Annotated in this window: 34 protein-coding genes and 4 tRNA genes; all 38 read left to right on the forward strand. The window is 39.2% G+C overall.

Annotated features, from left to right (window positions below; all coding sequences use genetic code 11):
* Positions 1–75: 75 nt before the first annotated feature.
* The 38 genes from AAC026_RS12875 (at position 76) to rplO (ending at position 26,304) form a co-directional block, all read left to right on the forward strand.
* Positions 76–158, forward strand: a tRNA-Tyr gene (locus AAC026_RS12875).
* A gap of 72 nt (positions 159–230) precedes the next feature.
* A tRNA-Gly gene (locus AAC026_RS12880) sits at positions 231–303 on the forward strand.
* Between the two features lie 73 nt (positions 304–376).
* Positions 377–448 (forward strand) — tRNA-Thr (locus AAC026_RS12885).
* 78 nt (positions 449–526) lie between these two features.
* Positions 527–1,714 carry an elongation factor Tu gene (tuf, locus tag AAC026_RS12890; protein ID WP_339606439.1) on the forward strand — a complete coding sequence of 396 codons (1,188 nt, stop codon included), beginning with the start codon at positions 527–529 and terminating at the stop codon, positions 1,712–1,714.
* 190 nt (positions 1,715–1,904) lie between these two features.
* Positions 1,905–1,977: transfer RNA gene (locus tag AAC026_RS12895), tRNA-Trp, on the forward strand.
* 21 nt (positions 1,978–1,998) lie between these two features.
* Positions 1,999–2,193 (forward strand): preprotein translocase subunit SecE, encoded by a 195-nt coding sequence (secE, locus tag AAC026_RS12900; RefSeq protein ID WP_053222981.1) that lies wholly within the window; start codon positions 1,999–2,001, stop codon positions 2,191–2,193.
* Positions 2,194–2,201: 8 nt separating this feature from the next.
* The gene (gene nusG / locus AAC026_RS12905) at positions 2,202–2,762 is read left to right on the forward strand and encodes a transcription termination/antitermination protein NusG (RefSeq protein WP_068415685.1); all 561 of its coding nucleotides are present in this window, start codon (positions 2,202–2,204) and stop codon (positions 2,760–2,762) included.
* A 2-nt stretch (positions 2,763–2,764) separates the two neighbouring features.
* Entirely contained in the window at positions 2,765–3,208 is a 444-nt protein-coding gene (rplK, locus tag AAC026_RS12910) for a 50S ribosomal protein L11 (RefSeq protein ID WP_339606438.1), read from the forward strand.
* A 12-nt stretch (positions 3,209–3,220) separates the two neighbouring features.
* Positions 3,221–3,919 carry a 50S ribosomal protein L1 gene (rplA, locus tag AAC026_RS12915; RefSeq protein ID WP_339606437.1) on the forward strand — a complete coding sequence of 233 codons (699 nt, stop codon included), beginning with the start codon at positions 3,221–3,223 and terminating at the stop codon, positions 3,917–3,919.
* Positions 3,920–3,921: 2 nt separating this feature from the next.
* Complete coding sequence (rplJ, locus tag AAC026_RS12920; protein ID WP_339698756.1) at positions 3,922–4,455, forward strand: 50S ribosomal protein L10; 534 nt, start codon at positions 3,922–3,924, stop codon at positions 4,453–4,455.
* 41 nt (positions 4,456–4,496) lie between these two features.
* A complete protein-coding gene (rplL, locus tag AAC026_RS12925; protein ID WP_339606435.1) occupies positions 4,497–4,877 on the forward strand; it encodes a 50S ribosomal protein L7/L12 in 381 nt (126 codons plus the stop codon).
* 177 nt (positions 4,878–5,054) lie between these two features.
* Entirely contained in the window at positions 5,055–8,927 is a 3,873-nt protein-coding gene (gene rpoB / locus AAC026_RS12930) for a DNA-directed RNA polymerase subunit beta (protein ID WP_339606434.1), read from the forward strand.
* A 42-nt stretch (positions 8,928–8,969) separates the two neighbouring features.
* Positions 8,970–13,280 (forward strand): DNA-directed RNA polymerase subunit beta', encoded by a 4,311-nt coding sequence (gene rpoC / locus AAC026_RS12935; protein WP_339606433.1) that lies wholly within the window; start codon positions 8,970–8,972, stop codon positions 13,278–13,280.
* 3 nt (positions 13,281–13,283) lie between these two features.
* Positions 13,284–13,607 (forward strand): DUF3467 domain-containing protein, encoded by a 324-nt coding sequence (locus AAC026_RS12940; RefSeq protein WP_339606432.1) that lies wholly within the window; start codon positions 13,284–13,286, stop codon positions 13,605–13,607.
* Between the two features lie 266 nt (positions 13,608–13,873).
* Entirely contained in the window at positions 13,874–14,257 is a 384-nt protein-coding gene (gene rpsL / locus AAC026_RS12945) for a 30S ribosomal protein S12 (RefSeq protein ID WP_053222937.1), read from the forward strand.
* A gap of 12 nt (positions 14,258–14,269) precedes the next feature.
* A complete protein-coding gene (gene rpsG / locus AAC026_RS12950) occupies positions 14,270–14,737 on the forward strand; it encodes a 30S ribosomal protein S7 (protein WP_339606431.1) in 468 nt (155 codons plus the stop codon).
* A gap of 13 nt (positions 14,738–14,750) precedes the next feature.
* Entirely contained in the window at positions 14,751–16,850 is a 2,100-nt protein-coding gene (fusA, locus tag AAC026_RS12955; protein WP_339606430.1) for an elongation factor G, read from the forward strand.
* 18 nt (positions 16,851–16,868) lie between these two features.
* Complete coding sequence (gene rpsJ / locus AAC026_RS12960) at positions 16,869–17,174, forward strand: 30S ribosomal protein S10 (protein WP_053222934.1); 306 nt, start codon at positions 16,869–16,871, stop codon at positions 17,172–17,174.
* 210 nt (positions 17,175–17,384) lie between these two features.
* On the forward strand, positions 17,385–18,017 hold the full coding sequence (gene rplC, locus AAC026_RS12965) for a 50S ribosomal protein L3 (protein WP_339606429.1): 633 nt from the start codon (positions 17,385–17,387) through the stop codon (positions 18,015–18,017).
* 4 nt (positions 18,018–18,021) lie between these two features.
* Entirely contained in the window at positions 18,022–18,648 is a 627-nt protein-coding gene (gene rplD, locus AAC026_RS12970) for a 50S ribosomal protein L4 (RefSeq protein WP_339606428.1), read from the forward strand.
* Between the two features lie 6 nt (positions 18,649–18,654).
* Positions 18,655–18,942 (forward strand): 50S ribosomal protein L23, encoded by a 288-nt coding sequence (rplW, locus tag AAC026_RS12975; RefSeq protein ID WP_068415647.1) that lies wholly within the window; start codon positions 18,655–18,657, stop codon positions 18,940–18,942.
* Positions 18,943–18,952: 10 nt separating this feature from the next.
* Positions 18,953–19,783, forward strand: coding sequence for a 50S ribosomal protein L2 (gene rplB, locus AAC026_RS12980; protein WP_339698759.1), 831 nt, complete (start codon positions 18,953–18,955; stop codon positions 19,781–19,783).
* A 3-nt stretch (positions 19,784–19,786) separates the two neighbouring features.
* A complete protein-coding gene (gene rpsS, locus AAC026_RS12985; protein ID WP_053222929.1) occupies positions 19,787–20,065 on the forward strand; it encodes a 30S ribosomal protein S19 in 279 nt (92 codons plus the stop codon).
* Complete coding sequence (rplV, locus tag AAC026_RS12990; RefSeq protein WP_339606426.1) at positions 20,065–20,466, forward strand: 50S ribosomal protein L22; 402 nt, start codon at positions 20,065–20,067, stop codon at positions 20,464–20,466. Before rpsS ends, rplV begins: the two co-directional genes overlap by 1 nt.
* A gap of 6 nt (positions 20,467–20,472) precedes the next feature.
* Positions 20,473–21,225: a 30S ribosomal protein S3 gene (gene rpsC, locus AAC026_RS12995; protein ID WP_062590473.1), complete on the forward strand. Its 753-nt coding sequence runs from the start codon at positions 20,473–20,475 to the stop codon at positions 21,223–21,225.
* Between the two features lie 28 nt (positions 21,226–21,253).
* A complete protein-coding gene (gene rplP, locus AAC026_RS13000; protein ID WP_053222926.1) occupies positions 21,254–21,673 on the forward strand; it encodes a 50S ribosomal protein L16 in 420 nt (139 codons plus the stop codon).
* Positions 21,674–21,675: 2 nt separating this feature from the next.
* The gene (rpmC, locus tag AAC026_RS13005) at positions 21,676–21,870 is read left to right on the forward strand and encodes a 50S ribosomal protein L29 (RefSeq protein ID WP_339606424.1); all 195 of its coding nucleotides are present in this window, start codon (positions 21,676–21,678) and stop codon (positions 21,868–21,870) included.
* Between the two features lie 7 nt (positions 21,871–21,877).
* Positions 21,878–22,135 (forward strand): 30S ribosomal protein S17, encoded by a 258-nt coding sequence (gene rpsQ / locus AAC026_RS13010; RefSeq protein WP_053222924.1) that lies wholly within the window; start codon positions 21,878–21,880, stop codon positions 22,133–22,135.
* Between the two features lie 2 nt (positions 22,136–22,137).
* Positions 22,138–22,506 carry a 50S ribosomal protein L14 gene (gene rplN / locus AAC026_RS13015; protein ID WP_053222923.1) on the forward strand — a complete coding sequence of 123 codons (369 nt, stop codon included), beginning with the start codon at positions 22,138–22,140 and terminating at the stop codon, positions 22,504–22,506.
* Positions 22,507–22,509: 3 nt separating this feature from the next.
* Positions 22,510–22,842, forward strand: a complete 333-nt coding sequence (rplX, locus tag AAC026_RS13020; protein WP_339606423.1) for a 50S ribosomal protein L24 — start codon at positions 22,510–22,512, stop codon at positions 22,840–22,842.
* Positions 22,843–22,847: 5 nt separating this feature from the next.
* Positions 22,848–23,402 (forward strand): 50S ribosomal protein L5, encoded by a 555-nt coding sequence (rplE, locus tag AAC026_RS13025; RefSeq protein WP_339606422.1) that lies wholly within the window; start codon positions 22,848–22,850, stop codon positions 23,400–23,402.
* A 4-nt stretch (positions 23,403–23,406) separates the two neighbouring features.
* Complete coding sequence (gene rpsN, locus AAC026_RS13030) at positions 23,407–23,676, forward strand: 30S ribosomal protein S14 (RefSeq protein ID WP_068415622.1); 270 nt, start codon at positions 23,407–23,409, stop codon at positions 23,674–23,676.
* A gap of 153 nt (positions 23,677–23,829) precedes the next feature.
* Positions 23,830–24,225, forward strand: a complete 396-nt coding sequence (gene rpsH / locus AAC026_RS13035) for a 30S ribosomal protein S8 (RefSeq protein ID WP_339606421.1) — start codon at positions 23,830–23,832, stop codon at positions 24,223–24,225.
* An 11-nt stretch (positions 24,226–24,236) separates the two neighbouring features.
* Entirely contained in the window at positions 24,237–24,791 is a 555-nt protein-coding gene (gene rplF / locus AAC026_RS13040) for a 50S ribosomal protein L6 (RefSeq protein ID WP_339606420.1), read from the forward strand.
* Between the two features lie 8 nt (positions 24,792–24,799).
* Positions 24,800–25,147, forward strand: coding sequence for a 50S ribosomal protein L18 (gene rplR / locus AAC026_RS13045; protein WP_339606419.1), 348 nt, complete (start codon positions 24,800–24,802; stop codon positions 25,145–25,147).
* 5 nt (positions 25,148–25,152) lie between these two features.
* Positions 25,153–25,671, forward strand: coding sequence for a 30S ribosomal protein S5 (rpsE, locus tag AAC026_RS13050; RefSeq protein ID WP_053222916.1), 519 nt, complete (start codon positions 25,153–25,155; stop codon positions 25,669–25,671).
* Positions 25,672–25,676: 5 nt separating this feature from the next.
* Positions 25,677–25,856 (forward strand): 50S ribosomal protein L30, encoded by a 180-nt coding sequence (gene rpmD / locus AAC026_RS13055; RefSeq protein ID WP_053222915.1) that lies wholly within the window; start codon positions 25,677–25,679, stop codon positions 25,854–25,856.
* A 1-nt stretch (position 25,857) separates the two neighbouring features.
* Positions 25,858–26,304 carry a 50S ribosomal protein L15 gene (gene rplO / locus AAC026_RS13060; protein WP_339606418.1) on the forward strand — a complete coding sequence of 149 codons (447 nt, stop codon included), beginning with the start codon at positions 25,858–25,860 and terminating at the stop codon, positions 26,302–26,304.
* The last annotated feature ends 6 nt before the right edge of the window (positions 26,305–26,310 follow it).

Raw genomic sequence — 26,310 nt, forward strand, 5'->3', positions numbered from 1 at the left:
AAAGGGTCTAATTTTGCATTCCCTTTCGCTAAAAGGATTATTTAAGACGTTCTTTTAGGGATAGGAAAACTAGTTGGGGGGATACCAAAGCGGCCAACTGGGACGGACTGTAAATCCGTTGACTTATGTCTTCGAAGGTTCGAATCCTTCTCCCCCCACAATAATTGAAATGTTAATTTCGAAACTCTAAAAATTTACCTTTGGAGTGGAGATTTTGATTTTCTGGAAAAGCGGGTGTAGCTCAGTTGGTAGAGCGACAGCCTTCCAAGCTGTAGGTCGCAGGTTCGAACCCAGTCACCCGCTCAAAACTTTGAGTTATAAAGTGCGAAGTTTAATGTTTGTCGAACTAAGAACTTCGAACCTTAAACTTAGGAAAGCCGATGTAGCTCAGGGGTAGAGTACTTCCTTGGTAAGGAAGGGGTCACGAGTTCAAATCTCGTCATTGGCTCAATGGTAGTTGAAAATTTCAGCTGCTTAGGTAAGGAATTAAATTTATTGAATTTAAATATTAACTAATTTTCAAGTTATGGCTAAAGCAAACTTTGACCGTTCTAAGCCGCACGTTAATATTGGTACTATCGGTCACGTTGACCACGGTAAGACCACATTAACTGCCGCTATCACTAAAGTTTTGGCAGACTCGGGTCTTGCTGAAAACAGAGACTTCTCTTCAATTGACAATGCTCCAGAAGAGAAAGAAAGAGGTATTACTATTAACACTTCTCATGTTGAGTATCAAACTGAGAACAGACACTATGCACACGTTGACTGTCCAGGTCACGCGGATTATGTGAAGAACATGGTAACTGGTGCTGCTCAAATGGACGGTGCAATTCTTGTTGTAGCTGCGACTGATGGTCCAATGCCACAGACAAGAGAGCATATTCTTTTGGCTCGTCAGGTAGGTGTACCTTCTCTAGTAGTTTTCATGAACAAGGTTGACCTTGTTGATGATGAAGAACTTCTTGAGCTAGTGGAAATGGAAATTAGAGAACTTCTTTCTTTCTATGATTATCCAGGTGATGACATTCCTGTAATCCAAGGTTCTGCTTTGGGTGGATTGAATGGCGAAGCTGCTTGGGTTGAGAAAATCAATGAGCTTATGGCTGCTGTGGATGATTATATCCCACTTCCTGAGCGTGCAGTTGATAAAGATTTCTTAATGCCAGTTGAAGACGTATTCTCGATCACAGGTCGTGGTACTGTTGCTACTGGTAGAATTGAAAGAGGTGTTACAAATACTGGTGATGCTGTTGATATTATCGGTATGGGTGCTGAAGGCCTTAAGTCTACAATCACTGGAGTAGAAATGTTCCGTAAGATTTTGGATAGAGGTGAAGCTGGTGATAACGTTGGTCTTCTTTTGAGAGGTATTGAAAAATCTCAAATCAAAAGAGGTATGATTATCTGTAAGCCAGGTTCTGTTAAGCCTCACTCTCACTTTAAAGCTGAGGTGTACGTGCTTTCAAAAGAAGAAGGTGGACGTCACACTCCATTCTTCAATAAATACCGTCCTCAGTTCTATTTAAGAACTACTGACGTAACTGGAGAAATTATGCTTCCTGCTGATATCGAAATGGTAATGCCAGGTGATAACGTAACTATCGAAGTGAACTTGATCAACGCAGTAGCGCTTGAGAAAGGTTTAAGATTTGCGATCAGAGAAGGTGGTAGAACTGTAGGTGCCGGTCAGGTAACTGAAATTCTAGACTAAACTTTCTAAGCTTATTAAATATTTCAAACGCGTTTTCGATTTGTCGGAAGCGCGTTTGTTTCATATAGTATTTTTATCTACATTTGCAGCCCGTTTTGGGGCTGGATTGTGAAGGTGGGGTGCTGATTCTCTTTAGGAAATTGGTTTAAGCAATTGAATAAAGGGATTGATTTAGACTTAATGAGTATACACGGGTGTAGCTCAGCTGGTAGAGCAGTGGTCTCCAAAACCAAAGGTCGTGAGTTCGATTCTTACCACCCGTGCAAATAAGTAAAGTAAAGCCGATGAGTAAACTGAAAACATTTATCGCTGAATCTTATCTCGAAATGAGACATAAGGTGAGCTGGCCGAAATATTCTGAACTACAAAGTAGTTCTGTGTTGGTGTTAGTGGCTTCTTTAATCTTTGCTCTCTTCATTGGGATCATTGATTTGGGCTTTAATAACATCATGGATTGGTTTTACACAATAGGAAGATAATTGATAGAATGGCAGAGCTGAAGTGGTATATGGTTCGGGCCGTGTCTGGTCAAGAAAGGAAGTCAAAAGAATATCTAGAGAATGAAGTGGACAGAGAGCAATTCCAAGACCACATTCCTCAAGTGTTGATTCCTTCGGAAAAGGTGTATGAAATGCGAAACGGTAAGAAACGTTCGCGTGACAAAAACATGTTTCCGGGCTATATCATGGTTCAAGCAGATCTTACTAATGGTGAGGTCATTCACATGATTAAAAATATCCCTGGTATCATAGGGTTCTTAGGTCAAAAGGGGGGGGATGCTTCCAACACCCCACCTGTTCCGTTACGACAGATTGAAGTCGACCGTATTTTAGGTAAGGTTGAAGAAATCGATGAATTTGACGAACACATTGATACACCATATATAGTTGGAGAGTCCATTAAGGTAATGGATGGACCTTTCAGTGGGTTTACAGGTACAATTGAGGAGGTTTTTGAGGAGAGAAGAAAACTTAATGTTATGGTTAAGATTTTCGGCCGAAATACCCCTGTTGAATTAAGTTACATGCAAGTCGAAAAACAAGATTAAAGATGGCTAAGGAAATATCTGGTTATCTGAAGTTGCAAGTTAAGGGAGGTCAAGCAAACCCTTCCCCTCCGGTTGGTCCTGCTTTAGGTTCGAAAGGACTTAACATCATGGAGTTTTGCAAGCAATTCAACGGACGTTCTCAGGATAAAATGGGACAGGTTTTACCTGTATTAATTACCATTTATTCTGATAAGTCTTTTGACTTTGTAATCAAAACACCACCAGCACCGGTAATGTTAATGGAAGCATCGAAAATCAAAAAGGGTTCTAATGAATCAAACCGTATTAAAGTCGGTTCGGTAACATGGGCTCAAGTGAAAGAGATTGCTGAAGTTAAGATGACGGATTTGAATGCTTTTACAGTAGACTCTGCCATGAAGATGGTAGCAGGTACTGCAAGAAGCATGGGCATTAGAGTGACCGGTAAAGCACCTTGGGAAAACTAAAGATTTGTTGAAATGGCAAAGTTGACAAAAAAGCAAAAAGAAGCTTTAAGTAAATACGATCCACAAAAAGATTATTCTTTGACGGACGCATCATCGATTGTAAAGGAGATTTCCAATGCAAATTTCGATGCTTCTGTTGATATAGATATTCGTTTAGGAGTGGATCCGCGCAAGGCAGACCAGATGGTTAGAGGTGTGGTAGCACTTCCTCATGGTACAGGAAAAGAAGTGAAAGTATTAGTGTTGTGTTCTCCTGACAAAGAGCAGGAAGCAAGAGATGCTGGTGCAGATCACGTGGGTCTAGATGACTATATAGCAAAAATTGAAGGTGGGTGGACTGACATTGATGTCATCATCACTATGCCTACGGTTATGGCTAAAGTAGGTCGTTTAGGTCGAGTTCTTGGACCAAGAGGCTTGATGCCAAACCCAAAATCTGGTACAGTTACTTTGGAAGTTGGAAAAGCAGTTGAAGAAGTTAAGGGAGGTAAAATCGATTTTAAAGTCGATAAGTTTGGAATCATTCATACAAGTATTGGAAAAGCGTCTTTCTCACCAGAGAAGATCATGGAAAATGCTACTGAAGTAATTCAAACCATCTCAAGATTGAAACCTGCATCGGCAAAAGGTACTTATTTTAAGAGTATCAACTTGTCTTCGACTCAAAGTCCAGGTATTAAAATTGATAAAAACTCCATTTCCGGATTATAATCATGACTAGAGAAGAAAAAGGCGTATTAATTGAAGAATTGTTTCAGAAATTTTCTGATAACAACAATTTCTACATAACTGATGCTTCCGGAATGTCGGTTGCACAAACCACGGCACTTAGAAGACTATGCTTTGAAAAAGGTATAGAATATAGAGTGTTCAAAAATACTTTGATCCAAAAGGCTTTGGAAAGAATGGATACTAATTATACTCCATTTGATGAGAAAGTTTTGAAGGGCTTTTCAGGAATTATGTTCTCAGGAGAGGACGCTAATTCACCTGCAAAGTTGATCAAAGAATTTAGAAAAAAATCAGGTTTAAAATCTCCAATGTTGAAAGGTGCTTCCATCGATACCGATCTTTTCATTGGGGAGGAGAATTTAGATATGTTGAGCAGTCTTAAGTCTAAGGCTGAACTTATCGGAGAGGTGATAGGATTGTTACAATCACCAGCTAAAAATGTTATTTCAGGCCTTAAAGGTGCTGGTGGCAAATTGGCAGGAATTCTTCAGACATTATCTGAGCGTGAAAATTAGTAATTAATCAAGATTTAGAATTAAATAAACAAAAATCGAAAATGGCAGATTTAAAAGATTTCGCAGAGCAGTTGGTAAACTTAACTGTAAAGGAAGTTAACGAATTAGCTGATATCCTTAAAAACGAATACGGTATTGAGCCTGCAGCTGCTGCAGTTGCTGTTGCTGCTGGTCCTGCTAGCGGAGACGGTGAAGGTGCTGCTGAAGAAAAATCAGCTTTTGACGTAGTGTTGACTGCTGCTGGTGCTTCAAAACTAGCCGTTGTTAAACTAGTGAAAGAATTGACTGGTTTAGGATTGAAAGAAGCTAAAGAAATCGTAGACAGCGCTCCTAAAGCAATTAAAGAAGGTGTAGCTAAAGACGAAGCTGAAGCACTTAAAAAGCAGCTTGAAGAAGCTGGTGCTGAAGTAGAGCTTAAGTAATTTGACTGGCCATAGCTAACTATGGCAAAGGAACAGGCCCTGATCCCTTCCCGAATTTCGGGATCGGTATCATGGGTCTTTTCCTGTTTGTATACAGTAAAGAGGTTTATTCTCTACAAGCCTTTGTACGCTTTAAGTGCAAAAATTATTCTTGGTTTAAACTAAAATATTACGGCCTTGGCTAACGCAATTCAAACAGAAAGAATAAGTTTTTCTTCAATTAAATCAGTTCTTGATTATCCTGATTTTCTTGACATTCAAGTGAAGTCTTTCGAAGATTTTTTTCAGTTGGAAACCCCTGCTGAAAAGAGGACTCAAGATGGCCTTTTCAAAGTATTTTCAGAAAATTTCCCAATTTCTGATTCACGAGATAACTTTGTATTAGAGTTCATTGATTACTTGGTTGACCCTCCAAAATACTCTGTAGAAGAGTGTATTGATAGAGGACTTACCTATTCAGTTCCATTAAAAGCAAAGCTTCGTCTGACATGTAATGATGCAGATCATGAGGACTTTGAAACCATCGAACAAGAAGTATTCTTAGGGAATATTCCTTATATGACCGTTAAAGGTTCTTTCGTGGTAAATGGAGCAGAAAGAGTAATTGTTTCTCAGTTACACAGATCGCCAGGTGTGTTCTTTGCTCAAAGCAAACATACCAATGGTACCGCTTTATATTCTGCCCGAATTATTCCTTTTAAAGGATCTTGGATTGAATTTGCGACAGACGTCAACAGCGTTATGTACGCTTACATTGACCGTAAAAAGAAATTCCCTGTAACCACGCTTCTAAGAGCTATTGGTTACGGTACAGATAAAGATATCCTTGACTTGTTTGGCTTGTCTGAAGAGGTTAAGGCCAATAAAGCCCAACTTAAGAAAGGTGTAGGCAGAAAGCTTGCCGCTAGGGTTCTTAAGACTTGGATTGAAGATTTCGTGGATGAAGATACTGGTGAAGTTGTATCTATCGATAGAAACGAAGTGTTGTTGGAGCGTGACTCTGTTTTGAGCGAGGATGATGTAGAAATGATCCTTGAATCAGGTGTTGATTCAATTATCCTTCACCGTGAGGATATCAACATTGCAGATTACACTATTATATATAATACGCTATCAAAAGATAACTCTAACTCTGAAAAAGAGGCTGTAGAGCAAATCTATCGTCAGTTGAGAAATACTGAAGCGCCAGATGAGCAGACTGCAAGAGATATTATCCAAAGCCTTTTCTTCTCAGATAAGAGATATGATCTTGGAGAAGTAGGTAGATATAGAATTAACAAGAAACTTGGTTTAGATATCTCTTTTGATAAAAGAGTGTTAACAACTCAGGATATTATTTCGATTGTGAAATATTTGATCGGGTTGATTAACTCTAAGGCGGTAGTGGATGATATTGACCACTTATCGAACAGAAGAGTTAGAACTGTAGGAGAGCAATTGTATGCTCAGTTTGGTGTTGGTTTGGCCAGAATGGCCAGAACAATCAAAGAAAGAATGAACGTTCGTGATAATGAGGACTTCAAACCAGTTGACCTTATTAATGCAAGAACGCTTTCTTCTGTGATTAACTCGTTCTTCGGAACAAACCAGCTTTCTCAGTTTATGGATCAAACCAATCCATTAGCAGAGATTACCCACAAAAGAAGATTGTCAGCCTTAGGGCCAGGTGGTCTTTCAAGAGAAAGAGCAGGTTTTGAGGTACGAGATGTTCACTACACTCACTACGGACGTCTTTGTACAATTGAAACTCCAGAAGGACCAAACATTGGTTTGATTTCATCTCTATGTGTTCATGCTAAGATTAACAGCATGGGATTCATCGAGACCCCATATAGAAAAGTAAAAGAGAGTAAAGTAAACATGTCTGAAGATGTGGTTTACCTTACTGCCGAAGAAGAAGATACCCACAACATTGCACAGGCCAACGCGCCTTTAGATGATAAGGGTACTTTCGTAAACGACAGAGTAAAAGCAAGATTTGAAGGAGACTTCCCTGTAGTAGAGCCTAAAGAGCTTACTTATATGGATGTAGCTCCTAACCAAATTGTATCTGTTGCAGCTTCATTGATTCCTTTCCTTGAGCACGATGATGCGAACAGGGCTTTGATGGGATCAAACATGCAGCGTCAAGCAGTGCCTTTGTTGAAGCCAGAAGCTCCTATTGTAGGAACTGGTTTAGAAGGTAGAGCAGCAAGAGATTCTAGAATGTTGGTAATCGCAGAAGGAACAGGTGTTGTACACTATGTTGATGCAGATAAGATTACCATTAAATACGAACAAAGTACTGAAGACGAGTTGGTGAACTTCTACAATGAGTACAAAACGTACAAGTTGATCAAATTCAGAAGAACTAACCAAGACACTTCCATTAACCTTACACCAATCGTATTGAAAGGTGATAAAGTAGTGAAAGGTCAGGTACTATGCGAAGGATATTCTACCCAAGATGGTGAGTTGGCTTTAGGTAAAAACCTAAGAGTAGCTTACATGCCTTGGCAAGGATATAACTTTGAGGATGCCATCGTAATTTCAGAGAGAGTAGTTAGAGATGACGTGTTCACCTCAATTCACATCGATGAATACGAGCTTGAAGTAAGAGATACAAAAAGAGGTGAGGAAGAATTGACTTCTGAGATTCCAAACGTAAGTGAGGAAGCAGTGAAAAACCTTGATGAGAATGGTATCATCAGAGTAGGAGCTGAAATTAAAGAAGGTGATATTCTAATTGGTAAAATTACCCCTAAGGGTGAAACGGATCCAACTCCAGAAGAGAAGCTCTTAAGAGCAATTTTTGGAGATAAAGCAGGTGACGTGAAAGATGCATCATTGAAAGCATCTCCATCACTTCAAGGTGTTGTAATCGATACTAAATTATTCTCTAGACCTAAGAAAGATAAAGACCTAAGAGCTAAATCGAAGAAAGAAGTTGAAACATTGAAAGCTCAATACAGCAAAGATTTGACTGTAGTGAGAAATGAAATGATCGACAAAATCTTCTCTTTGCTACAAGGCAAAACTTCACAAGGAGTAAAACATAAGTTTGGTGATGAAGTAATCTCTAAAGGAGTGAAGTTCAACAAAACCAACATTACTGAAAATATATTCCCTGAGAAGAACATATACAGAGACGAGAGTAACTACAATGTTCAGGAAGAAGTTAACCTAATTTCTGACTTGAACCTTGATAACTGGACTACTGACGATAAGACTAATCAGATTATCGTTCGTATGGTGAAGAATTACCAATTGAAGAGAAATGAAATTGCGGGCGAATTCAAACGTAAGCGTTTCACAATCGAAGTAGGTGATGAATTACCAACAGGTATCGTACAACTGGCCAAAGTTTACATTGCTAAAAAGCGTAAGCTTAAGGTAGGTGATAAAATGGCGGGTCGTCACGGTAACAAGGGTGTTGTAGCCAGAATTGTTAGAGAAGAAGATATGCCATTCTTAGAAGATGGAACTCCAATGGATATCGTATTGAATCCACTTGGTGTACCTTCAAGGATGAACATCGGTCAGATTTACGAAACTGTACTTGCATGGGCTGGATTAGAATTGGGTAGAAAATACGCTACTCCAATTTTTGACGGAGCTACTATGGAAGAAGTTCAGGCAGAATTGGCTGAAGCAGGATTGCCAGATGCTGGTCGTGCTTATCTATACGATGGTTTGTCAGGTGTTAAATTTGACCAGCCTGTTACAGTAGGTATTGCATACATGCTGAAACTAGGTCACTTGGTTGATGATAAAATGCACGCGCGTTCTATCGGGCCATACTCTCTCATTACTCAGCAGCCATTGGGTGGTAAAGCCCAGTTTGGTGGTCAGCGTTTTGGTGAGATGGAGGTTTGGGCTCTTGAGGCCTTTGGCGCATCTCATGTGTTGCAGGAAATTCTAACCGTAAAATCCGATGACGTGATTGGTAGAGCGAAAGCCTACGAAGCCATCGTAAAAGGCGAGAATATTCCTAAACCAAATATTCCTGAATCATTCAACGTATTGGTTCACGAACTAAGAGGTTTGGCACTTGAAATTACACTTGACTAATTCTTAAACAGGCTTCGGCCAATAAATTAGAATACAAAAGCTATGGCATTTAAAAAGAATAGAAAACTTAACAATGACTTTGATAAAGTCACTATCAGCTTAGCTTCTCCGGAATCAATCCTTGAGAGTTCTCATGGTGAGGTAACACAACCGGAAACGATAAACTATAGAACATACAAGCCAGAAATGGGCGGTTTATTCTGTGAAAGAATATTCGGACCTGTAAAGGATTGGGAATGTCATTGTGGGAAATATAAAAGAATCAGATATAAAGGTATTATCTGCGATAGATGTGGTGTTGAAGTTACCGAGAAAAAGGTAAGAAGAGAGCGCATGGGCCATATCGAATTGGTAGTGCCTGTAGCTCATATCTGGTACTTCAAATCATTGCCTAACAAGATTGGTTACCTTCTTGGTCTTCCAACCAAAAAGCTTGATCAGATTATTTACTACGAGCGTTATGTAGTAATTCAAGCTGGTATGAAAGAAGAGGACGGAATCGCCTACATGGATTTCTTGACTGAAGATGAATATCTAGACATTCTAGATAAGCTTCCAAGAGAAAATCAAATGTTAGATGATGAAGATCCTCAGAAATTCATTGCTAAAATGGGAGCTGATGCATTAGAGATGCTTTTGGCAAGAATTGATCTTGACGAACTTTCTTATGCACTTCGTCACCAAGCAGCAACAGATACTTCTCAGCAAAGAAAAGCAGAAGCTTTAAAAAGGTTGAAAGTTGTTGAAGCATTCCGTGATGCAAGAACAAGAATCGAGAACCGTCCAGAGTGGATGATCATTAAAATGGTACCTGTAATTCCACCAGAATTACGTCCATTGGTGCCATTAGATGGTGGTCGTTTCGCAACTTCAGATTTGAATGATCTTTACAGAAGGGTAATCATTAGAAATAACCGTCTTAAGAGATTAATTGATATTAAAGCACCAGAAGTAATCCTTCGTAACGAAAAAAGGATGCTTCAGGAAGCAGTAGATTCTCTTTTCGATAACTCGAGAAAAGTAAATGCTGTGCGTTCAGATGGTAACCGTGCCTTAAAATCTTTGAGTGATATGCTTAAAGGTAAGCAAGGTCGTTTCCGTCAGAACTTGCTAGGAAAAAGGGTAGATTACTCAGGTCGTTCTGTAATTGTAGTAGGGCCAGAGTTGAAACTTCACGAATGTGGTTTGCCAAAGAATATGGCTGCTGAGCTTTTCAAACCATTCATTATCAGAAAACTGATTGAAAGAGGTATTGTTAAGACAGTGAAGTCTGCCAAGAAAATAGTAGACCGTAAAGATCCTGTGGTTTGGGATATCCTTGAAAATGTATTGAAAGGACACCCTGTATTGCTTAACCGTGCTCCAACATTGCACAGGTTAGGTATTCAGGCTTTCCAACCAAAATTAATTGAAGGAAAAGCGATTCAATTGCACCCATTAGTATGTACAGCATTTAACGCTGACTTTGATGGTGACCAAATGGCTGTTCACGTACCACTAGGACACGAAGCAGTTTTGGAAGCCTCAACACTAATGCTTTCTTCGCACAACATTCTTAACCCAGCTAACGGAGCTCCGGTAACTGTACCTTCTCAAGACATGGTTTTGGGTCTGTATTATGTAACCAAAGGCAGAAGATCTACTGAAGATTTTAAAGTAGATGGTGAAGGAATGCGTTTCTATAGTGCCGAAGAGGTAATTATAGCAATGAACGAAGGTAAAGTGTCTAAGCACGCTTACATTCATGTGAAGACCAAAGTGAGAGAAGGAGATGCCTTAGTTGATAAGGTGATCGAAACTGTTGCTGGTCGTATTCTATTTAACCAAGCCGTACCTACTGAAGTAGGTTATGTGAATGAGTTATTGACGAAGAAGAAACTTCAAAAAATTATTGCTAACGTATTTGCTATTTCTGGCGTAGCCAGAACAGCCCAATTCCTTGATGATATCAAAGAACTTGGTTTCCAGATGGCATACAAAGGCGGTCTATCAATGGGATTGAATGATATTCACATTCCAGAACATAAAGAAGACTTAGTAATTGGAGCAAAAGAAGAAGTGGATGCTGTATGGCAAAACTACTTAATGGGTCTTATTACTGATAACGAACGTTATAATCAAGTTATCGACATCTGGACAAGGGTTAACACTAAGTTGACCAATGACTTGATGAACGAGATGGAAGAGGATAACCAAGGCTTTAACTCTATTTATATGATGATGCACTCTGGAGCTAGAGGTTCAAGAGAGCAAATTCGTCAGCTAGGTGGAATGAGAGGTTTGATGGCAAAACCACAAAAGAACCTTGCTGGTTCTGTAGGAGCCATTATTGAAAACCCAATTCTATCTAACTTTAAAGAAGGACTAGATGTACTTGAGTACTTTATCTCTACTCACGGTGCTCGTAAAGGTTTGGCCGATACAGCACTTAAAACTGCCGATGCAGGTTACTTGACTAGACGTTTGGTGGATGTAGCGCAAGATGCAGTTGTTAACGAAGAAGATTGTGGAACACTAAGAGGTTTAACAGTATCTGCTTTGAAAGACAATGAAGACGTAGTAGAATCTTTATCTGAAAGAATTTTAGGTAGAGTTTCGGTACACGATATCTACGATCCAATTTCTGAAGAATTAATCATTTCAGCTGGAGAAGAGTTTACAGAAGAAATTGCAAATCGTATTGACGAAACTGCTATTGATGATGTAGAAATCAGATCTGTATTGACATGTGAAACCAAAAGAGGAATTTGTGCGAAATGTTACGGTAGAAACTTATCTACTTCAGACATGGTACAAAAAGGTGAAGCAGTTGGTGTAATTGCAGCACAGTCGATTGGTGAGCCTGGAACACAGCTTACATTAAGAACTTTCCACGTTGGGGGTACAGCTTCTAACATTGCAGTAGATGCAACTGTTAAGGCTAAATTTGAAGGTGTAATTAAGTTCGAAGAACTTAGATCACTTCCTACCACAGACAACGATGGTAAGAAAATAGAAATGGTAATGGGACGTACTGGTGAAATCCAGATCGTTGACCCAAAAACTAATAAAGTGTTGATCTCTAACCACGTTCCTTACGGAGCAACTCTTGATGTTAAAGAAGGAGATAAGGTTGAAAAAGGTCAGCAACTATGTAAGTGGGATCCATACAATGCGGTAATCCTTTCAGAATTTGATGGTAAAGTAGAATTCGATGCTATTGAAGAAGGTATTACTTATAAAGAAGAGTTTGATGAGCAAACAGGACACAGGGAAAAAGTTATCACTGATACCAGAGATAAAACTAAGAACCCTGCGGTTGTTGTAAACTCTAAAAACGATACAAAAGCCTATAACATTCCAGTGGGAGCTCACTTGGCAGTAGATGCTGGTGATAAAGTTAAAGTGGGTCAGCCACTTGCTAAAATCCCTAGAACAATGGGTAAATCTCGAGATATTACTGGAGGTCTACCAAGAGTAACGGAATTGTTTGAAGCAAGAAATCCATCAAACCCAGCAGTAGTGTCAGAAATTGACGGTGTTGTTACTTACGGTGGAATTAAGAGAGGTAACCGTGAAATCTTCATCGAGTCTAAAGATGGTGTGAAGAAGAAATACATGGTGCCATTGTCTAAGCACATTCTTGTACAAGACAATGACTTTGTAAGAGCAGGTTACTCTTTATCTGATGGTGCAATTACTCCTAATGACATTTTGAATATTCAAGGCCCAACTGCGGTTCAAGAGTATTTAGTAAATGAAATCCAGGAAGTATATCGACTACAAGGTGTGAAGATCAATGATAAGCACATCGAAGTAATCGTGAAGCAAATGATGCAGAAGGTAGAGATCATGGATGCAGGCGACACTAGTTTCCTTCCAGGTCAAGTAGTTGATAAATTCCTTTTCAGAGAAGAGAATGACGCAATGCTAGACATGAAGGTAGTGGCTGATTCAGGTGATTCTTCAAACCTAAAACCAGGTCAGATTGTTACTCCTCGTCAATTAAGAGATGAAAACTCTTCGTTGAGAAGAAAAGACATGAAACTTGTAGAAGTAAGAGATGCACAACCAGCAGTTTCGCAACCGAAACTTCAAGGTATCACTCAAGCTTCATTAGGAACCGAAAGCTTTATTTCTGCAGCATCATTCCAAGAAACTACTAAAGTGTTAAGTGAAGCCTCAATTAGAGGTAAAGCAGACCACTTGAAAGGTTTGAAGGAAAATGTAATCGTGGGTCACTTGATTCCGGCAGGTACAGGTTTGAGAGAATACGAAGACCTTATCGTTGGAAACAAAGAAGCTTACGAAAGATTGCAAGCAGCAAAAGCCGCTTACAGATCAGAATCAGAAGAACAAGAAGTAGAGTACTAAGCCATGGCTGAGGATAAAGATCAAAAGAATCAGAACCAAATCAATATTGAGCTTTCCGAAGAAGTTGCGGAAGGCCAGTATGTGAATTTGGCAATGATCGCACATTCAAACAGTGAATTTGTGATTGATTTTATCAAAATGATGCCAGGAGTACCAAAGGCGAAAGTGAAATCGAGAATTATCATTACACCAGAACATGCCAAAAGGCTTTTGATGGCGCTAAAAGATAATATCGATAAGTTTGAAAACCACTTTGGTACAATTACCCAATCCGATGAAGCCCCAAAATTCCCGATGAATTTTGGTGGAACAATAGGAGAGGCTTAATGCGCAAATACTTTTAAATATTTTATAGAAGCCCCTTTCGAAAGATTGGGGCTTTTTAGGTGAAAATAGACTGCAGAAACGGTCAATTAGAATGGGAACTTTGGCCATTCTATGACGCAAAAAGTTAAAGGTGCTTTAAGTTGGAAGTTAAGGACTTACATGTTCGATTATATTTAATCTGATGTGTTTGTTCTGAAAACTTCTTTTGTTACCTTTGCAGTCCTAAATTTGTACATAGGGAAATAAAATCTAAAAAATAACTGTAAATGCCTACTATACAACAATTAGTAAGAAAGGGCAGAAAGAAATTGACTTCTAAGTCAAAATCTCCTGCACTGGATAGCTGCCCGCAAAGAAGAGGGGTTTGTACAAGGGTTTACACTACCACGCCTAAGAAGCCAAACTCAGCTATGAGAAAAGTAGCAAGAGTAAGGTTAACTAACGGTAAGGAGGTAAACGCATACATCCCAGGTGAAGGTCACAATCTTCAAGAACACTCAATCGTCTTGATTAGAGGAGGAAGAGTAAAAGATCTTCCAGGTGTAAGATACCACATCATTAGAGGTGCATTAGATACCGCTGGTGTGAATGGTCGTACACAACGTAGATCAAAATATGGTGCAAAACGCCCTAAAGCAGCTAAAAAATAGAATTTTTATAAAATGAGAAAAGCTAAACCAAAGAAGAGATATATTCTTCCTGACCCTAAGTTCCATGATACTTTGGTAACAAAGTTTGTGAACTACTTAATGGTTGACGGGAAGAAGAGTATTGCCTACAACATTTTCTATGATGCGATCGAGATCGTTGAGAAGAAAGGTGGTGAGAATGGTCTTGAGACTTGGAAGAAAGCATTGAGTAACATCATGCCTTCAGTCGAAGTAAAAAGCCGTAGAGTAGGTGGAGCAACATTTCAGGTACCAACTGAAGTGAGGCCGGCTAGAAAAACTTCACTGGGGATCAAGTGGATGATTTCTTTTGCTAGAAAAAGAGGTGAGAAAACAATGAGGGACCGTTTGGCTGCCGAAATTCTTGCTGCATCAAAAGGAGAAGGAGCTGCCGTTAAGAAGAAAGACGACACTCACAGAATGGCAGATGCAAACAAGGCGTTCTCACACTTTAGATTTTAATCCCTAGAATAAAATGGCAAGAGATTTAAGATTAACAAGGAATATAGGTATCGCAGCCCACATTGATGCGGGTAAAACTACGACTACCGAAAGAGTTTTGTACTACACTGGTGTTTCTCACAAACTTGGTGAGGTTCATGATGGTGCAGCTACAATGGACTGGATGGAGCAAGAGCAAGAAAGAGGGATTACAATTACCTCTGCTGCTACTACTGTATTCTGGCCTTACAAAGACGAACAATATCACATCAACATTATTGATACTCCTGGTCACGTAGATTTTACCGTAGAGGTAAACCGCTCCCTTCGAGTGCTTGATGGTTTGGTGTTCTTGTTTTCTGCTGTTGATGGTGTTGAGCCTCAATCAGAAACCAACTGGAGACTTGCGGATAACTATAAAGTTGCTCGTTTAGGATTTGTAAATAAAATGGACAGATCGGGTGCCGATTTCTTGAACGTGTGTAAGCAAGTAAAAGAAATGTTGGGTACTAAAGCTGTTCCGCTTCAATTGCCTATCGGAGCTGAGGATACCTTTAAAGGTGTTGTTGACTTGGTAGAGAATAAAGCTATTGTTTGGAACGAAGAAGATATGGGGATGACCTATAACGAAATCGAAATTCCAGCAGATATGGCGGATGAAGTAGCTGAATACAGAGAGCATTTATTAGAAGCAGTTGCTGAGTATGACGAAACACTTCTAGAAAAGTATTTCGAAGATCCAGAGTCTATTTCTAGAGATGAGATTATTAAAGCTTTAAGAGCTGCAACAATCGATTTAGCTTTTGTTCCAATGTTGTGTGGTTCTGCCTTTAAAAATAAAGGTGTTCAGTCAATGTTGAACTATGTTATGGAATTGCTTCCATCTCCTCTTGATAGAGAGAGCGTAGAAGGAACAGATCCAGATACAGAAGAGCCTACTTTTAGAAAGCCATCAGTATCTGAGCCATTTACTGCATTAGCATTTAAAATCGCCACTGATCCGTTTGTAGGTCGTTTGTGTTTTGTTAGATCGTACGCAGGTATGCTTGATTCAGGTTCTTATGTATTCAATACAAGAACAGGAAAAAAAGAGCGTATCTCTAGAATCTTCCAAATGCATGCTAACAAGCAAAACGCTATTGAAAAGCTTCATGCTGGTGATATTGCTGCAGTTGTAGGTTTTAAGGATATCAAAACAGGAGATACACTTTGTGACGAGAAACATAAAATTGTTCTTGAATCAATGGATTTCCCTGAGCCAGTAATTGGTTATGCAATTGAGCCAAAAACTCAAGCAGATGTAGATAAACTAGGTATGGCAATTGCCAAACTAGTTGAAGAAGATCCAACATTGACAGTAAACACTGACGAAGAAACTGGTCAAACGATTCTTAGAGGTATGGGTGAGCTTCACCTAGATATCATCATGGATCGTATGAGAAGAGAGTTCAAGGTGGAAGTGAATCAAGGAGCTCCTCAAGTAGCTTACAAAGAGGCACTTACTAAGTCAATCGAACATAAAGAAGTTTATAAGAAGCAGTCTGGTGGTAGAGGTAAATTTGCTGATATCTCTTTCGAAATTGGTCCAAAAGACGAGGATTTCGTAGGAAAAGGACTTCAGTTTGTAAACCAAATTGTGGGTGGTGTAATTCCAAAAGAATTTATCCCAGCAATTGAGAAAGGTTTCGCTTCAGCAATGAATAATGGACCTTTAGCAGGTTATCCTGTTGAAGACATGAAAGTTAGATTGTTCCACGGATCATTCCACGATGTGGATTCAGATGCTCTTTCTTTTGAACTTGCTGCAAGAATGGGCTTTAAAGCTGCTGGTAAGCAAGCAGGTCCAAAATTATTGGAGCCAATCATGTCAGTTGATGTAGTTACCCCAGACGAATATACTGGTTCAATTACAGGTGACTTGAACAGAAGAAGAGGTATGATGAAAGGTATGGATACTAAAGGCACTTCTACAGTTGTTAAGGCCAGTGTTCCATTGTCAGAACTTTTCGGTTACGTTACAGATTTGAGAACAATGTCTTCTGGTCGTGCTACGGCTGCTTTGACATTCTCACACTATGACGTGGTACCAAATGGCATTGCAGACGAAGTGATCAAAAAATCCAAAGGAGAATAATCTGTAAATTTTAGAATAATGACACAGAAGATAAGAATCAAATTAAAGTCATACGATCACAACTTGGTGGATAAGTCATCAGAGAAAATCGTAAGAGCTGTGAAAACTACCGGAGCTATTGTTAGCGGACCAATTCCGTTACCAACAGTAAAGGAGAAATTTACAGTATTGAAATCTCCACACGTTAATAAAAAAGCGCGTGAGCAATTTCAACTTTGTACTTACAAGCGATTGGTAGATATTTACTCTAGCAGTGCTAAAACTGTAGACGCCCTAATGAAGCTTGAGCTTCCAAGTGGTGTTGATGTTGAAATCAAAGTATAAGTACTTTTTAGATAAAGAATATAAGAGGCTGACCTTTTTGGTTGGCCTCTTTTTTATGCAAGGAGACAGGTCGGAATTAACGTCCTGAATTTGAGAGAATTTATTCTGTAAATTTCAAATCTAGAGTTTGTAGCAGAAAATTAATTCTCTATCTTTGCAATCCGTTTCACGGGAGCCCTGGATTTGTAGGGTTCAAAATGAATTAAAAAGATGTCTGGAATAATCGGAAAAAAAATCGGAATGACTAGCATTTACAGTGCCGATGGACGTAGTGTCGCATGCACGGTGATAGAGGCTGGTCCTTGCGTAGTAACGCAAGTAAAAAATGAAGGAACAGACGGGTATACAGCTGTACAGCTTGCTTTTGGAGAGCGTAAGGAGAAAAATACTCCTAAAGCTTTGAAGGGTCACTTCGCTAAGGCGAATACTACTCCAAAGAGAGATGTTGTTGAGTTCCGAAATTTTCGCGAAGAGTTTGAAGGTCAGGTAGCATTAGGTAATGAAATCGTTGTAGGCGATGTCTTCAAAGAAGGCGATTTTGTTGATGCTGTGGGTACTTCAAAAGGTAAAGGTTTTCAAGGTGTTGTAAAAAGACACGGATTTGGTGGAGTTGGACAAGCAACGCACGGTCAGCACAACAGATTGAGAGCGCCTGGTTCCGTTGGTGGAGCTTCTTATCCTGCAAGAGTATTTAAAGGTACTCGCATGGCTGGAAGAACTGGTGGAGATAGAGTGACAGTAATCAACCTGCGCGTAATGAAAGTGGTTCCAGAAAAGAACCTGATTGTAATCAGTGGTTCTATTCCTGGTGCGAAAAATTCAACCGTAATCCTAGAGAAATAAGAAGATGGAGATTGCAGTACTAAAAAATAGTGGCGAAGACACTGGAAGAAAAGTAACGCTTTCAGGCGACATCTTCGGTATTGAACCGAATGATCACGCAATTTACTTAGATGTAAAGCAGTACTTGGCTAACCAAAGACAAGGAACGCATAAATCTAAGCAGAGAGCAGAGATTGCTGGTTCTACCAGAAAGATTAAAAAGCAAAAAGGTACAGGTACAGCGAGAGCTGGTAGTATTAAATCACCAGTCTTTAGAGGCGGTGGTAGAGTATTCGGTCCTGAGCCAAGAGATTACCACTTCAAGTTGAATAAAAAACTTAAAGTATTAGCTCGTAAATCAGCTTTAGCATACAAAGCAAAAGATAATAGTCTTTTGATTTTGGAGGACTTTACTTTCGATGCACCTAAAACTAAAGAGTACAAAAAGATGATTGACGGTTTGTCATTGTCTGGTAAGAAAACTCTTATCGTTGTAGGAGAGCACGATAAAAATGTTCTTTTATCTGGAAGAAATATCCAGAACACTAAAGTAATCACGGCAGATGCATTGAATACATATGATGTGCTGAACGCTGAAAGCTTGCTTTTGAGTGAGAGCTCAGTTGAAATAATTGAAAACTTATTGAAGTAACAGAAAATGAGTGTTCTTAAAAAACCTTTAGTTACCGAAAAAGTATCAGCCTTGAACGAAAAGGGCAAGTACGGATTTGTTGTAGACTACAAAGCCAACAAAATAGAAATCAAAGTGGCTGTAGAGCAGATGTACGGTGTAACCGTAGAAGATGTTAACACCATGAGATATAGTGGTAAGACCAAATCTAGAATGACAAAATCTAGAGTAGTACAAGGTCAAACCAATGCATTCAAGAAGGCAATTGTAACAGTTGCTGAGGGTGATGTTATTGATTTTTATAGCGGCATTTAAATAGAGAATAATGGGCGTTAGAAAACTAAGACCAATGACTCCGGGAACCAGACATAGAATGGCTCCTGACTTTGCAGAAGTAACTGTTAAGAAAAGTGCTCCTGAAAAATCCTTAACCGTTCCTTCTAAGAGGTCTGGTGGGCGAAACAATACTGGTAAAATGACAATGCGCTACATGGGCGGTGGTCACAAACAAAAAATCAGAATTGTTGATTTCAAGAGAGAAAAATTTAATGTACCTGCTACGGTAAAATCAATTGAATATGATCCAACTCGTTCAGCAAGAATAGCCTTGTTGTTTTACGCAGATGGAGAGAAAAGATATATCATTGCTCCTAAAGGATTAGAAGTAGGGCAAACTGTAGTGTCTGGTGAAGGTGTTGCACCTGAGGTAGGTAATGCGATGCCTCTTTCTAAAATCCCAATGGGTACAATCATTCACAACATTGAGTTGAAGCCTGGTAAAGGAGCTTCAATGTCAAGAAGTGCAGGAGCTTATGCTCAGATTGTAGCTCGTGAAGGAAAGTACGCAACTCTTAAATTGCCATCAGGCGAAATGAGAAACGTTCTTTCTGCTTGTATGGCAACAATTGGTGCTGTAGGAAATGCAGAGCATATGAATGTTGTACTTGGTAAAGCAGGTAGAACAAGATGGTTAGGTCGAAGACCAAGAGTAAGAGGTGTGGTTATGAACCCAGTAGATCACCCAATGGGTGGTGGTGAAGGTAAATCTTCAGGTGGACATCCTAGATCTAGAAAAGGATTGTTCTCTAAAGGTTTGAAAACCAGAACACCTAAGAAATATTCGAATCGTTTGATCATTGGTAAAAAGAAGAAGTAAGACATGGCACGTTCGTTAAAAAAAGGACCATATATCGATTTTCGCTTAGCCGGCAAAGTAGAGGCTATGGAAGAGTCTGGTAAGAAGTCTGTAATTAAGACTTGGTCCAGAAGATCAATGATAGCCCCAGATTTTATTGGGCACACTTTCGCTGTTCATAATGGAAATAAGTTTATTCCTGTTTTCGTAACTGAGAACATGGTAGGGCATAAGCTAGGTGAATTTTCACCAACCAGAAATTTCCGTGGTCACATTGCTAAAAAAGATAAAGGTAGAAGATAATGGAAGCTGTAGCTAAGTTAAATAATGTGCCTACATCTGCTCGTAAAATGAGAATGGTTGCTGACTTGATCAGAGGCCAACGTGTAGACAGAGCTTTGAACCTTTTAAAGTTTGAGCCAAAAGAAGGAGCAGCGCGTCTTGAGAAATTATTGAGATCAGCCGTGTCTAACTGGATCGCTAAGAACGAAGACGAAAGATTAGAAGATGCAGATCTTGTGATCAAAGAAATTCGTGTTGATGGTGGTAGAATCTTAAAAAGATTGAGACCAGCTCCACAAGGAAGAGCACATAGAATAAGAAAAAGATCTAATCACGTAACGCTTATTGTAGATTCAAAAAATGGATCTGCTAAAGTTACCGCTGATCAGGAGGAAGAAGTCACTAACGAAACTGCTAATTAAGAACAGATGGGACAAAAAGTAAATCCTATAGGTCTAAGATTGGGTATCATCAAAGGTTGGGATTCCAACTGGTACGGAGGTAAAGACTTTTCGAACAAATTGGTTGAAGACCAAGAAATCAGAAAGTATGTAAATGCTCGTATCCCAAAAGGTGGTATTTCTAAGATTATTATTGAAAGAACACTTAAGCGTATCACTATTACAGTACACACTGCTAGACCAGGAGTTGTAATTGGTAAAGGTGGACAAGAAGTGGATCGTATCAAGGAAGAGCTGAAGAAACTTACAAGTAAGGATGTTCAGATCAATATCTTTGAGATCAAAAGACCAGAATTGGATGCCAAATTAGTAGGAGAATCAATTGCTCAGCAATTAGCAGCTAGAATTTCTTACAGAAGAGCAATGAAGCAAGCTATTGCTTCTGCAATCAGAGTTGGTGCACAAGGAATTAAAGTGAAATGTTCAGGACGTTTAGGCGGAGCTGAAATGGCAAGAACTGAGATGTATAAAGAGGGAAGAATTCCTTTGCATACACTTAGAGCCGACATAGATTACGCAATTTCTGAAGCTGATACAGTTTACGGAAAAATCGGAATCAAAGTATGGGTATTCAAAGGTGAGGTTTTCGGTAAGAGAGATCTATCTCCTAACATAGGAGGAGGAAATCAATCAGAAAGAGGAGCTGGAGGTGCACCTGGGAACAGAAGAAGACCTTCTGGAAACAATAGAGGAGGAGCCCCAGCCGGTAGAAGACGTTAATCACATCACCTGTTAAAAGTTTACAACGATGTTACAACCAAAGAGAACCAAATTTAGAAAAATGCAAAAAGGCCGTGTGAAGGGACTTGCGGGTCGCGGTCACACTTTGGCTTTCGGAACATTTGGTATAAAATCATTAGAAGCTGGATGGATCACAGCACGTCAGATTGAAGCTGCACGTATTGCCATGACCAGAGCTATGAAAAGGGAAGGTCAAGTTTGGATTAGAATTTTTCCAGACAAACCAATCACGAGTAAGCCTGCTGAGGTAAGGATGGGTAAAGGTAAAGGAGCGCCTTCATATTGGGTAGCTTGTATTAAGCCTGGTACTATTCTTTTCGAATCTGGTGGAGTAAGCCAAGAATTGGCAAAAGAATCGTTGAGATTGGCAGCCCAAAAGCTACCTATATCAACAAAGTTTGTTGTACGTAGAGATTACGTTGGATAGTTATGAAAAATCAAGAGATCAAAGCACTTACCGTTGAGGAATTGGCGGAAAGAATTAAGGCCGAGACAGATAACATTGGCAAATTGAAATTTGCCCAAGCCATCTCTCCAATAGAAAACCCGATGAAAATCAAGGATTCTAGAAAGTTGATAGCTAGACTAAAAACTGAGTTGAGAGCTAAAGAACTCGCAAATTAAGATACGCATGGAGACCAGAAATCTTAGAAAAGAAAGAATCGGGATTGTAACCAGCAACAAAATGGAAAAAACCATTACTGTAGCAGTGTTACGTAAAGAAAAGCACCCGATCTACGGTAAGTTTGTTAAGAAAACTACCAAATTTTCTGCTCATGACGAAACTAATGATTGTGGTATCGGTGATACCGTGAAGATCATGGAAACTCGTCCGCTGAGTAAGAATAAGCGTTGGAGATTAGTTGAAATTATTGAAAGAGCTAAGTAATCATGATCAGGCAAGAATCAAGATTGAACGTTGCAGATAACAGTGGAGCAAAAGAAGTTCTATGTATTCGCGTATTAGGCGGTACTAAAAAGAAGTTCGCAACTGTTGGCGATAAAATTGTGGTCTCTGTGAAAGCTGCCCACTCTTCAAGCAATTTGAAAAAAGGTACTGTTACAAAAGCAGTAATCGTTAGAACCAAGAAAGCCGTAAGAAGGAAAGATGGTTCTTATATCAGATTTGAAGATAACGCTGCTGTATTACTGAACCAAAACGATGAACCAAGGGGTACTCGTATGTTTGGCCCGGTGGCTAGAGAATTGCGTGAAAAGCAATTCATGAAAATTGTTTCATTGGCACCAGAAGTATTGTAAGCAATGGAAAGAAAGAAAAACAAGCAGCAAAAACTGCATTTGAGAAAAGGAGATACCGTAAAGGTACTTTCTGGTAACTCAAAAGGTAAAGAAGGACAAGTCCTCGAAGTTTTCATCGCAAAGCAAAGAGCAATTGTTGAAGGCGTTAACATTGTGTCAAAGCACACTAAGCCTTCCGCTACTAACCCTAATGGTGGTATTGAAAAAACAGAAGCTCCAATTCATGTATCTAACCTAATGGTGAAGGATCCTGCTACAGGTCAATTTGCTAGAACTGGTAAGAAAGTGAATAGCGAAGGGAAATTAGAAAGGTATTTTAAGACTAAGTCAAATTAATTATAATGGCTAATCCTAGATTAAAAGATACTTATATCAATGAAATCACCCCAGCATTGGTGAAGAAGTTTGAATATACTTCCGTAATGCAGGTGCCTAAAATCACTAAAATTGTAGTGAACAAAGGTATTGGTGCTGCGGTAGCAGATAAAAAATTAGTTGACGTAGGAGTAGAAGAACTTACAACCATCACTGGTCAGAAAGCTGTTGCTACAATTGCTAAGAATTCAATTTCAAACTTTAAGTTAAGAGAGGGAATGCCTATTGGTGCCCGAGTAACTTTAAGAGGAGATAAAATGTTCGAATTCCTTGATAGACTTTTGAATATCGCTTTACCACGTGTAAGAGATTTTAGAGGTGTAAAGGATAAAGGATTTGATGGAAGAGGTAATTATACTTTGGGAATCAAAGAACAAATCATTTTCCCTGAAATTTCCATCGACAAAGTGAATAAAATCACTGGTATGGATATCACTATTGTTACCACCGCAAATTCTGATGAGGAAGCATTCGAGTTGTTGAAAGCATTTGGAATGCCTTTCGCAACTGGTAAAAAATAAGAATATGGCAAGAGAATCGATAAAAGCTAGAGAAAGAAAAAGAGAACGTCTTGTTGCAAAGTTTGCTCAAAAGAGAGCTGACCTTAAGGCTGCTGGTGACTGGGAAGGTTTAGATAAACTACCTAGAAACTCTTCACCTGTAAGATTGCATAATAGATGTAAGCTAACTGGTCGTCCTAAAGGATACATGAGGAAATTCGGTATTTCACGTGTTACTTTTAGAGAAATGGCTTCTGCAGGAAAAATCCCTGGAGTAACAAAATCAAGCTGGTAAGCTTTTTTTATTTCGCTAATAAAATATTTTCAATACCTTTGCAGGCCGATTCAGGTCGGAAGGTATTTATTTTCAATAGAAATGCCAATTCTGGGTGATATCGCCAGATTGGAGACGGAGTTTTAATTAACAAGCCGTCATAAACAAAAAACAATGACTGATCCAATAGCAGATTATTTAACGCGATTGCGAAATGCCATCAAGGCTAAGCATAGAGTCGTAGACATTCCTGCTTCTAACTTAAAGAAGCAGCTCACAAGTGTATTGCACGAAAAGGGATATATCCTGAACTATAGGTTCGAGGAAGAAGGTCCACAAGGCAATATCAAAATAGCTCTAAAGTATAATAGAGTTTCTAAAAAACCGGCAATCGAAAAACTTCTTAGAGTAAGTAAGCCAGGTTTGAGAAAATATGTTGGTGCAGAGGAGTTACCTAGAGTTCTTAATGGCTTGGGTATAGCTATTATCTCTACATCAAAGGGAATTATGACTGATAAGGAAGCGAGAAATCTTCATATCGGTGGTGAAGTTTTATGTCACGTATACTAAGATAAGAAGAGATGTCACGAATTGGTAAGAAACCGATTGATCTACCTCAAGGAGTATCTGTAGACGTAGCTGCGAATAACGTGGTTACTGTTAAAGGACCTAAAGGAGAGCTGAAACAGGCAGTTAATCCTGATATAAAGATAACCGTTGACGGTGCTGTGCTTACTGTTGAAAGACCAACAGAGCAAAAAAGACACAAGTCATTACACGGTTTGTACCGCTCATTAATCAGCAACATGGTTGTTGGTGTAAGTGAAGGTTACAAGAGAGATTTAGAATTAGTAGGTGTAGGTTACAAGGCAGCCGTTAGCAATAACGTGTTAGAATTGAGCCTTGGTTACTCACATAATATCTTTGTTGCTGTTCCAGAAGAGATTAAGGCAAGTGCCGAAATGTTGAAAGGAAAGAACCCTACAGTTTCTCTAGAAGGAATTGATAAAGAATTGATTGGTCAAGTGGCTGCTAAGATTAAGTCGTTGAGAAAATCAGAGCCTTACAAAGGTAAAGGTATCAAGTTCGTTGGTGAGGTAATCAGAAGAAAAGCTGGTAAAACTGCTTCTAAATAAGAGTAATCATGGCTGTTAGTAAAAGTAGACTAAGAATAAAAAGAGGAATTAGAAATAAGATTTCTGGAACTTCCGAAAGACCGAGAATTTCAGTTTTCAAAAGTAATTCACGTATATCTGCCCAAATTATTGACGATTCAAAAGGGCATACGCTAGTATCAGCTTCTTCTGTTGAGTTTGATAGCAAGAAGAAAAATACCAACGTAGAGTTATCTAAAGAAGTTGGTAAAAAATTGGCTGAAAAGGCAATTGCAGAAGGTATTACCAGTGTGGTTTTCGACCGTAATGGTTATGTATACCATGGTAAAGTACAAGCATTGGCTGAAGGAGCTAGAGAAGGCGGTCTTAAATTTTAATCAGGATGTCACAGAAAAATATAAAATCAGTAAAAGCAAGTGAGATCGACCTTAAAGAAAAGGTAGTTGCGATCAAGCGTGTGGCTAAGGTAGTTAAGGGTGGTAGAAGATTTAGTTTCTCTGCAATCGTAGTAGTTGGAGATGGAAATGGTGTTGTTGGATACGGTTTAGGTAAAGCTAATGAGGTTACTGACGCGATAACTAAGGGTATTGATGATGCAAAGAAGAACTTGGTAAAAGTTCCTTTGTTGAAAGGTACTGTGCCTCACGAGTCAATCGGTAAATTTGGTGGAGGTTTCGTTTTAGTGAAACCAGCTGCTGAAGGTACAGGTGTGATTGCAGGTGGTGCGATGCGTGCTGTATTCGAAAGTGCTGGATACCACAATGTTTTGGCCAAGTCAAAAGGTTCTTCAAACCCTCATAACGTAGTAAAGGCTACATTCGATGCTCTTTTGAGTATGAGAGATGCTTATACTGTTGCTGAGCAAAGAGGAATTACAATGTCTAAAGTTTTTAACGGATAATAGGGATGGCAAAGGTTCAAATTACACAGGTTAAGAGCACAATCGACAGACCTGAAAGACAAAAAAGGACAATCCAGGCTTTAGGCCTTGGTAAAATCAACAGAACAGTAGAAGTAGAATTAACTGCCTCTATTGCTGGTATGATTAATAAGGTAAATCATTTAGTATCTGTAAAGGAACTGTAAGATGGATTTGAATAGTTTAAAACCTGCAGAAGGTTCTACGAAAAATAGAAAAAGAATAGCTAGAGGTACAGGTTCTGGTCGAGGTGGAACGTCAACACGTGGTCACAAAGGAGCTAAATCTAGATCTGGTTATAAAAGCAAAGGCGGTTTTGAAGGTGGTCAAATGCCATTACAAAGACGTGTGCCTAAGTTTGGTTTCACTAACCCTAACAGAGTTGAATATAAGGCGTTAAACCTTGATTCACTTCAAGAGTTGGCAACCAAATTGAATGCTGATACCATTGACTTCAATACTTTGATGGAAAATGGTTTTGCTCAGAAGAATGATCTAGTTAAGATTTTAGGTAGAGGCGAATTAACCTCTAAAGTGAATGTATCGGCCCATAAATTTTCTAGTTCTGCTCAAGCAGCAATCGAAAAAGTAGGCGGAACCGTTACAAAGCTTTAATATAAG

It is taken from the genome of uncultured Roseivirga sp., from assembly GCF_963973945.1.
In the GTDB taxonomy this organism is placed as follows: domain Bacteria; phylum Bacteroidota; class Bacteroidia; order Cytophagales; family Cyclobacteriaceae; genus Roseivirga.

Excerpts from the sequence above, each read along its gene's own strand:
- rplN (WP_053222923.1), top strand. The coding sequence starts at position 22,138 with ATGATCAGGCAAGAATCAAGATTGAACGTTGCAGATAACAGTGGAGCA.
- rplA (WP_339606437.1), top strand. The coding sequence starts at position 3,221 with ATGGCAAAGTTGACAAAAAAGCAAAAAGAAGCTTTAAGTAAATACGAT.
- rpmC (WP_339606424.1), top strand. The coding sequence starts at position 21,676 with ATGAAAAATCAAGAGATCAAAGCACTTACCGTTGAGGAATTGGCGGAA.
- rpsG (WP_339606431.1), top strand. The coding sequence starts at position 14,270 with ATGAGAAAAGCTAAACCAAAGAAGAGATATATTCTTCCTGACCCTAAG.
- rpsS (WP_053222929.1), top strand. The coding sequence starts at position 19,787 with ATGGCACGTTCGTTAAAAAAAGGACCATATATCGATTTTCGCTTAGCC.
- fusA (WP_339606430.1), top strand. The coding sequence starts at position 14,751 with ATGGCAAGAGATTTAAGATTAACAAGGAATATAGGTATCGCAGCCCAC.
- nusG (WP_068415685.1), top strand. The coding sequence starts at position 2,202 with ATGGCAGAGCTGAAGTGGTATATGGTTCGGGCCGTGTCTGGTCAAGAA.
- rpsN (WP_068415622.1), top strand. The coding sequence starts at position 23,407 with ATGGCAAGAGAATCGATAAAAGCTAGAGAAAGAAAAAGAGAACGTCTT.
- rplF (WP_339606420.1), top strand. The coding sequence starts at position 24,237 with ATGTCACGAATTGGTAAGAAACCGATTGATCTACCTCAAGGAGTATCT.
- rplV (WP_339606426.1), top strand. The coding sequence starts at position 20,065 with ATGGAAGCTGTAGCTAAGTTAAATAATGTGCCTACATCTGCTCGTAAA.
- rplB (WP_339698759.1), top strand. The coding sequence starts at position 18,953 with ATGGGCGTTAGAAAACTAAGACCAATGACTCCGGGAACCAGACATAGA.
- rplW (WP_068415647.1), top strand. The coding sequence starts at position 18,655 with ATGAGTGTTCTTAAAAAACCTTTAGTTACCGAAAAAGTATCAGCCTTG.
- tuf (WP_339606439.1), top strand. The coding sequence starts at position 527 with ATGGCTAAAGCAAACTTTGACCGTTCTAAGCCGCACGTTAATATTGGT.
- rpsC (WP_062590473.1), top strand. The coding sequence starts at position 20,473 with ATGGGACAAAAAGTAAATCCTATAGGTCTAAGATTGGGTATCATCAAA.
- rpsH (WP_339606421.1), top strand. The coding sequence starts at position 23,830 with ATGACTGATCCAATAGCAGATTATTTAACGCGATTGCGAAATGCCATC.
- rplO (WP_339606418.1), top strand. The coding sequence starts at position 25,858 with ATGGATTTGAATAGTTTAAAACCTGCAGAAGGTTCTACGAAAAATAGA.
- rpsQ (WP_053222924.1), top strand. The coding sequence starts at position 21,878 with ATGGAGACCAGAAATCTTAGAAAAGAAAGAATCGGGATTGTAACCAGC.
- AAC026_RS12940 (WP_339606432.1), top strand. The coding sequence starts at position 13,284 with ATGGCTGAGGATAAAGATCAAAAGAATCAGAACCAAATCAATATTGAG.
- rpoC (WP_339606433.1), top strand. The coding sequence starts at position 8,970 with ATGGCATTTAAAAAGAATAGAAAACTTAACAATGACTTTGATAAAGTC.
- rplL (WP_339606435.1), top strand. The coding sequence starts at position 4,497 with ATGGCAGATTTAAAAGATTTCGCAGAGCAGTTGGTAAACTTAACTGTA.
- rplE (WP_339606422.1), top strand. The coding sequence starts at position 22,848 with ATGGCTAATCCTAGATTAAAAGATACTTATATCAATGAAATCACCCCA.
- rpmD (WP_053222915.1), top strand. The coding sequence starts at position 25,677 with ATGGCAAAGGTTCAAATTACACAGGTTAAGAGCACAATCGACAGACCT.
- rplD (WP_339606428.1), top strand. The coding sequence starts at position 18,022 with ATGGAGATTGCAGTACTAAAAAATAGTGGCGAAGACACTGGAAGAAAA.
- rpsJ (WP_053222934.1), top strand. The coding sequence starts at position 16,869 with ATGACACAGAAGATAAGAATCAAATTAAAGTCATACGATCACAACTTG.
- rplC (WP_339606429.1), top strand. The coding sequence starts at position 17,385 with ATGTCTGGAATAATCGGAAAAAAAATCGGAATGACTAGCATTTACAGT.
- rpsE (WP_053222916.1), top strand. The coding sequence starts at position 25,153 with ATGTCACAGAAAAATATAAAATCAGTAAAAGCAAGTGAGATCGACCTT.
- rplR (WP_339606419.1), top strand. The coding sequence starts at position 24,800 with ATGGCTGTTAGTAAAAGTAGACTAAGAATAAAAAGAGGAATTAGAAAT.
- secE (WP_053222981.1), top strand. The coding sequence starts at position 1,999 with ATGAGTAAACTGAAAACATTTATCGCTGAATCTTATCTCGAAATGAGA.
- rplX (WP_339606423.1), top strand. The coding sequence starts at position 22,510 with ATGGAAAGAAAGAAAAACAAGCAGCAAAAACTGCATTTGAGAAAAGGA.
- rplK (WP_339606438.1), top strand. The coding sequence starts at position 2,765 with ATGGCTAAGGAAATATCTGGTTATCTGAAGTTGCAAGTTAAGGGAGGT.
- rpsL (WP_053222937.1), top strand. The coding sequence starts at position 13,874 with ATGCCTACTATACAACAATTAGTAAGAAAGGGCAGAAAGAAATTGACT.
- rplJ (WP_339698756.1), top strand. The coding sequence starts at position 3,922 with ATGACTAGAGAAGAAAAAGGCGTATTAATTGAAGAATTGTTTCAGAAA.
- rplP (WP_053222926.1), top strand. The coding sequence starts at position 21,254 with ATGTTACAACCAAAGAGAACCAAATTTAGAAAAATGCAAAAAGGCCGT.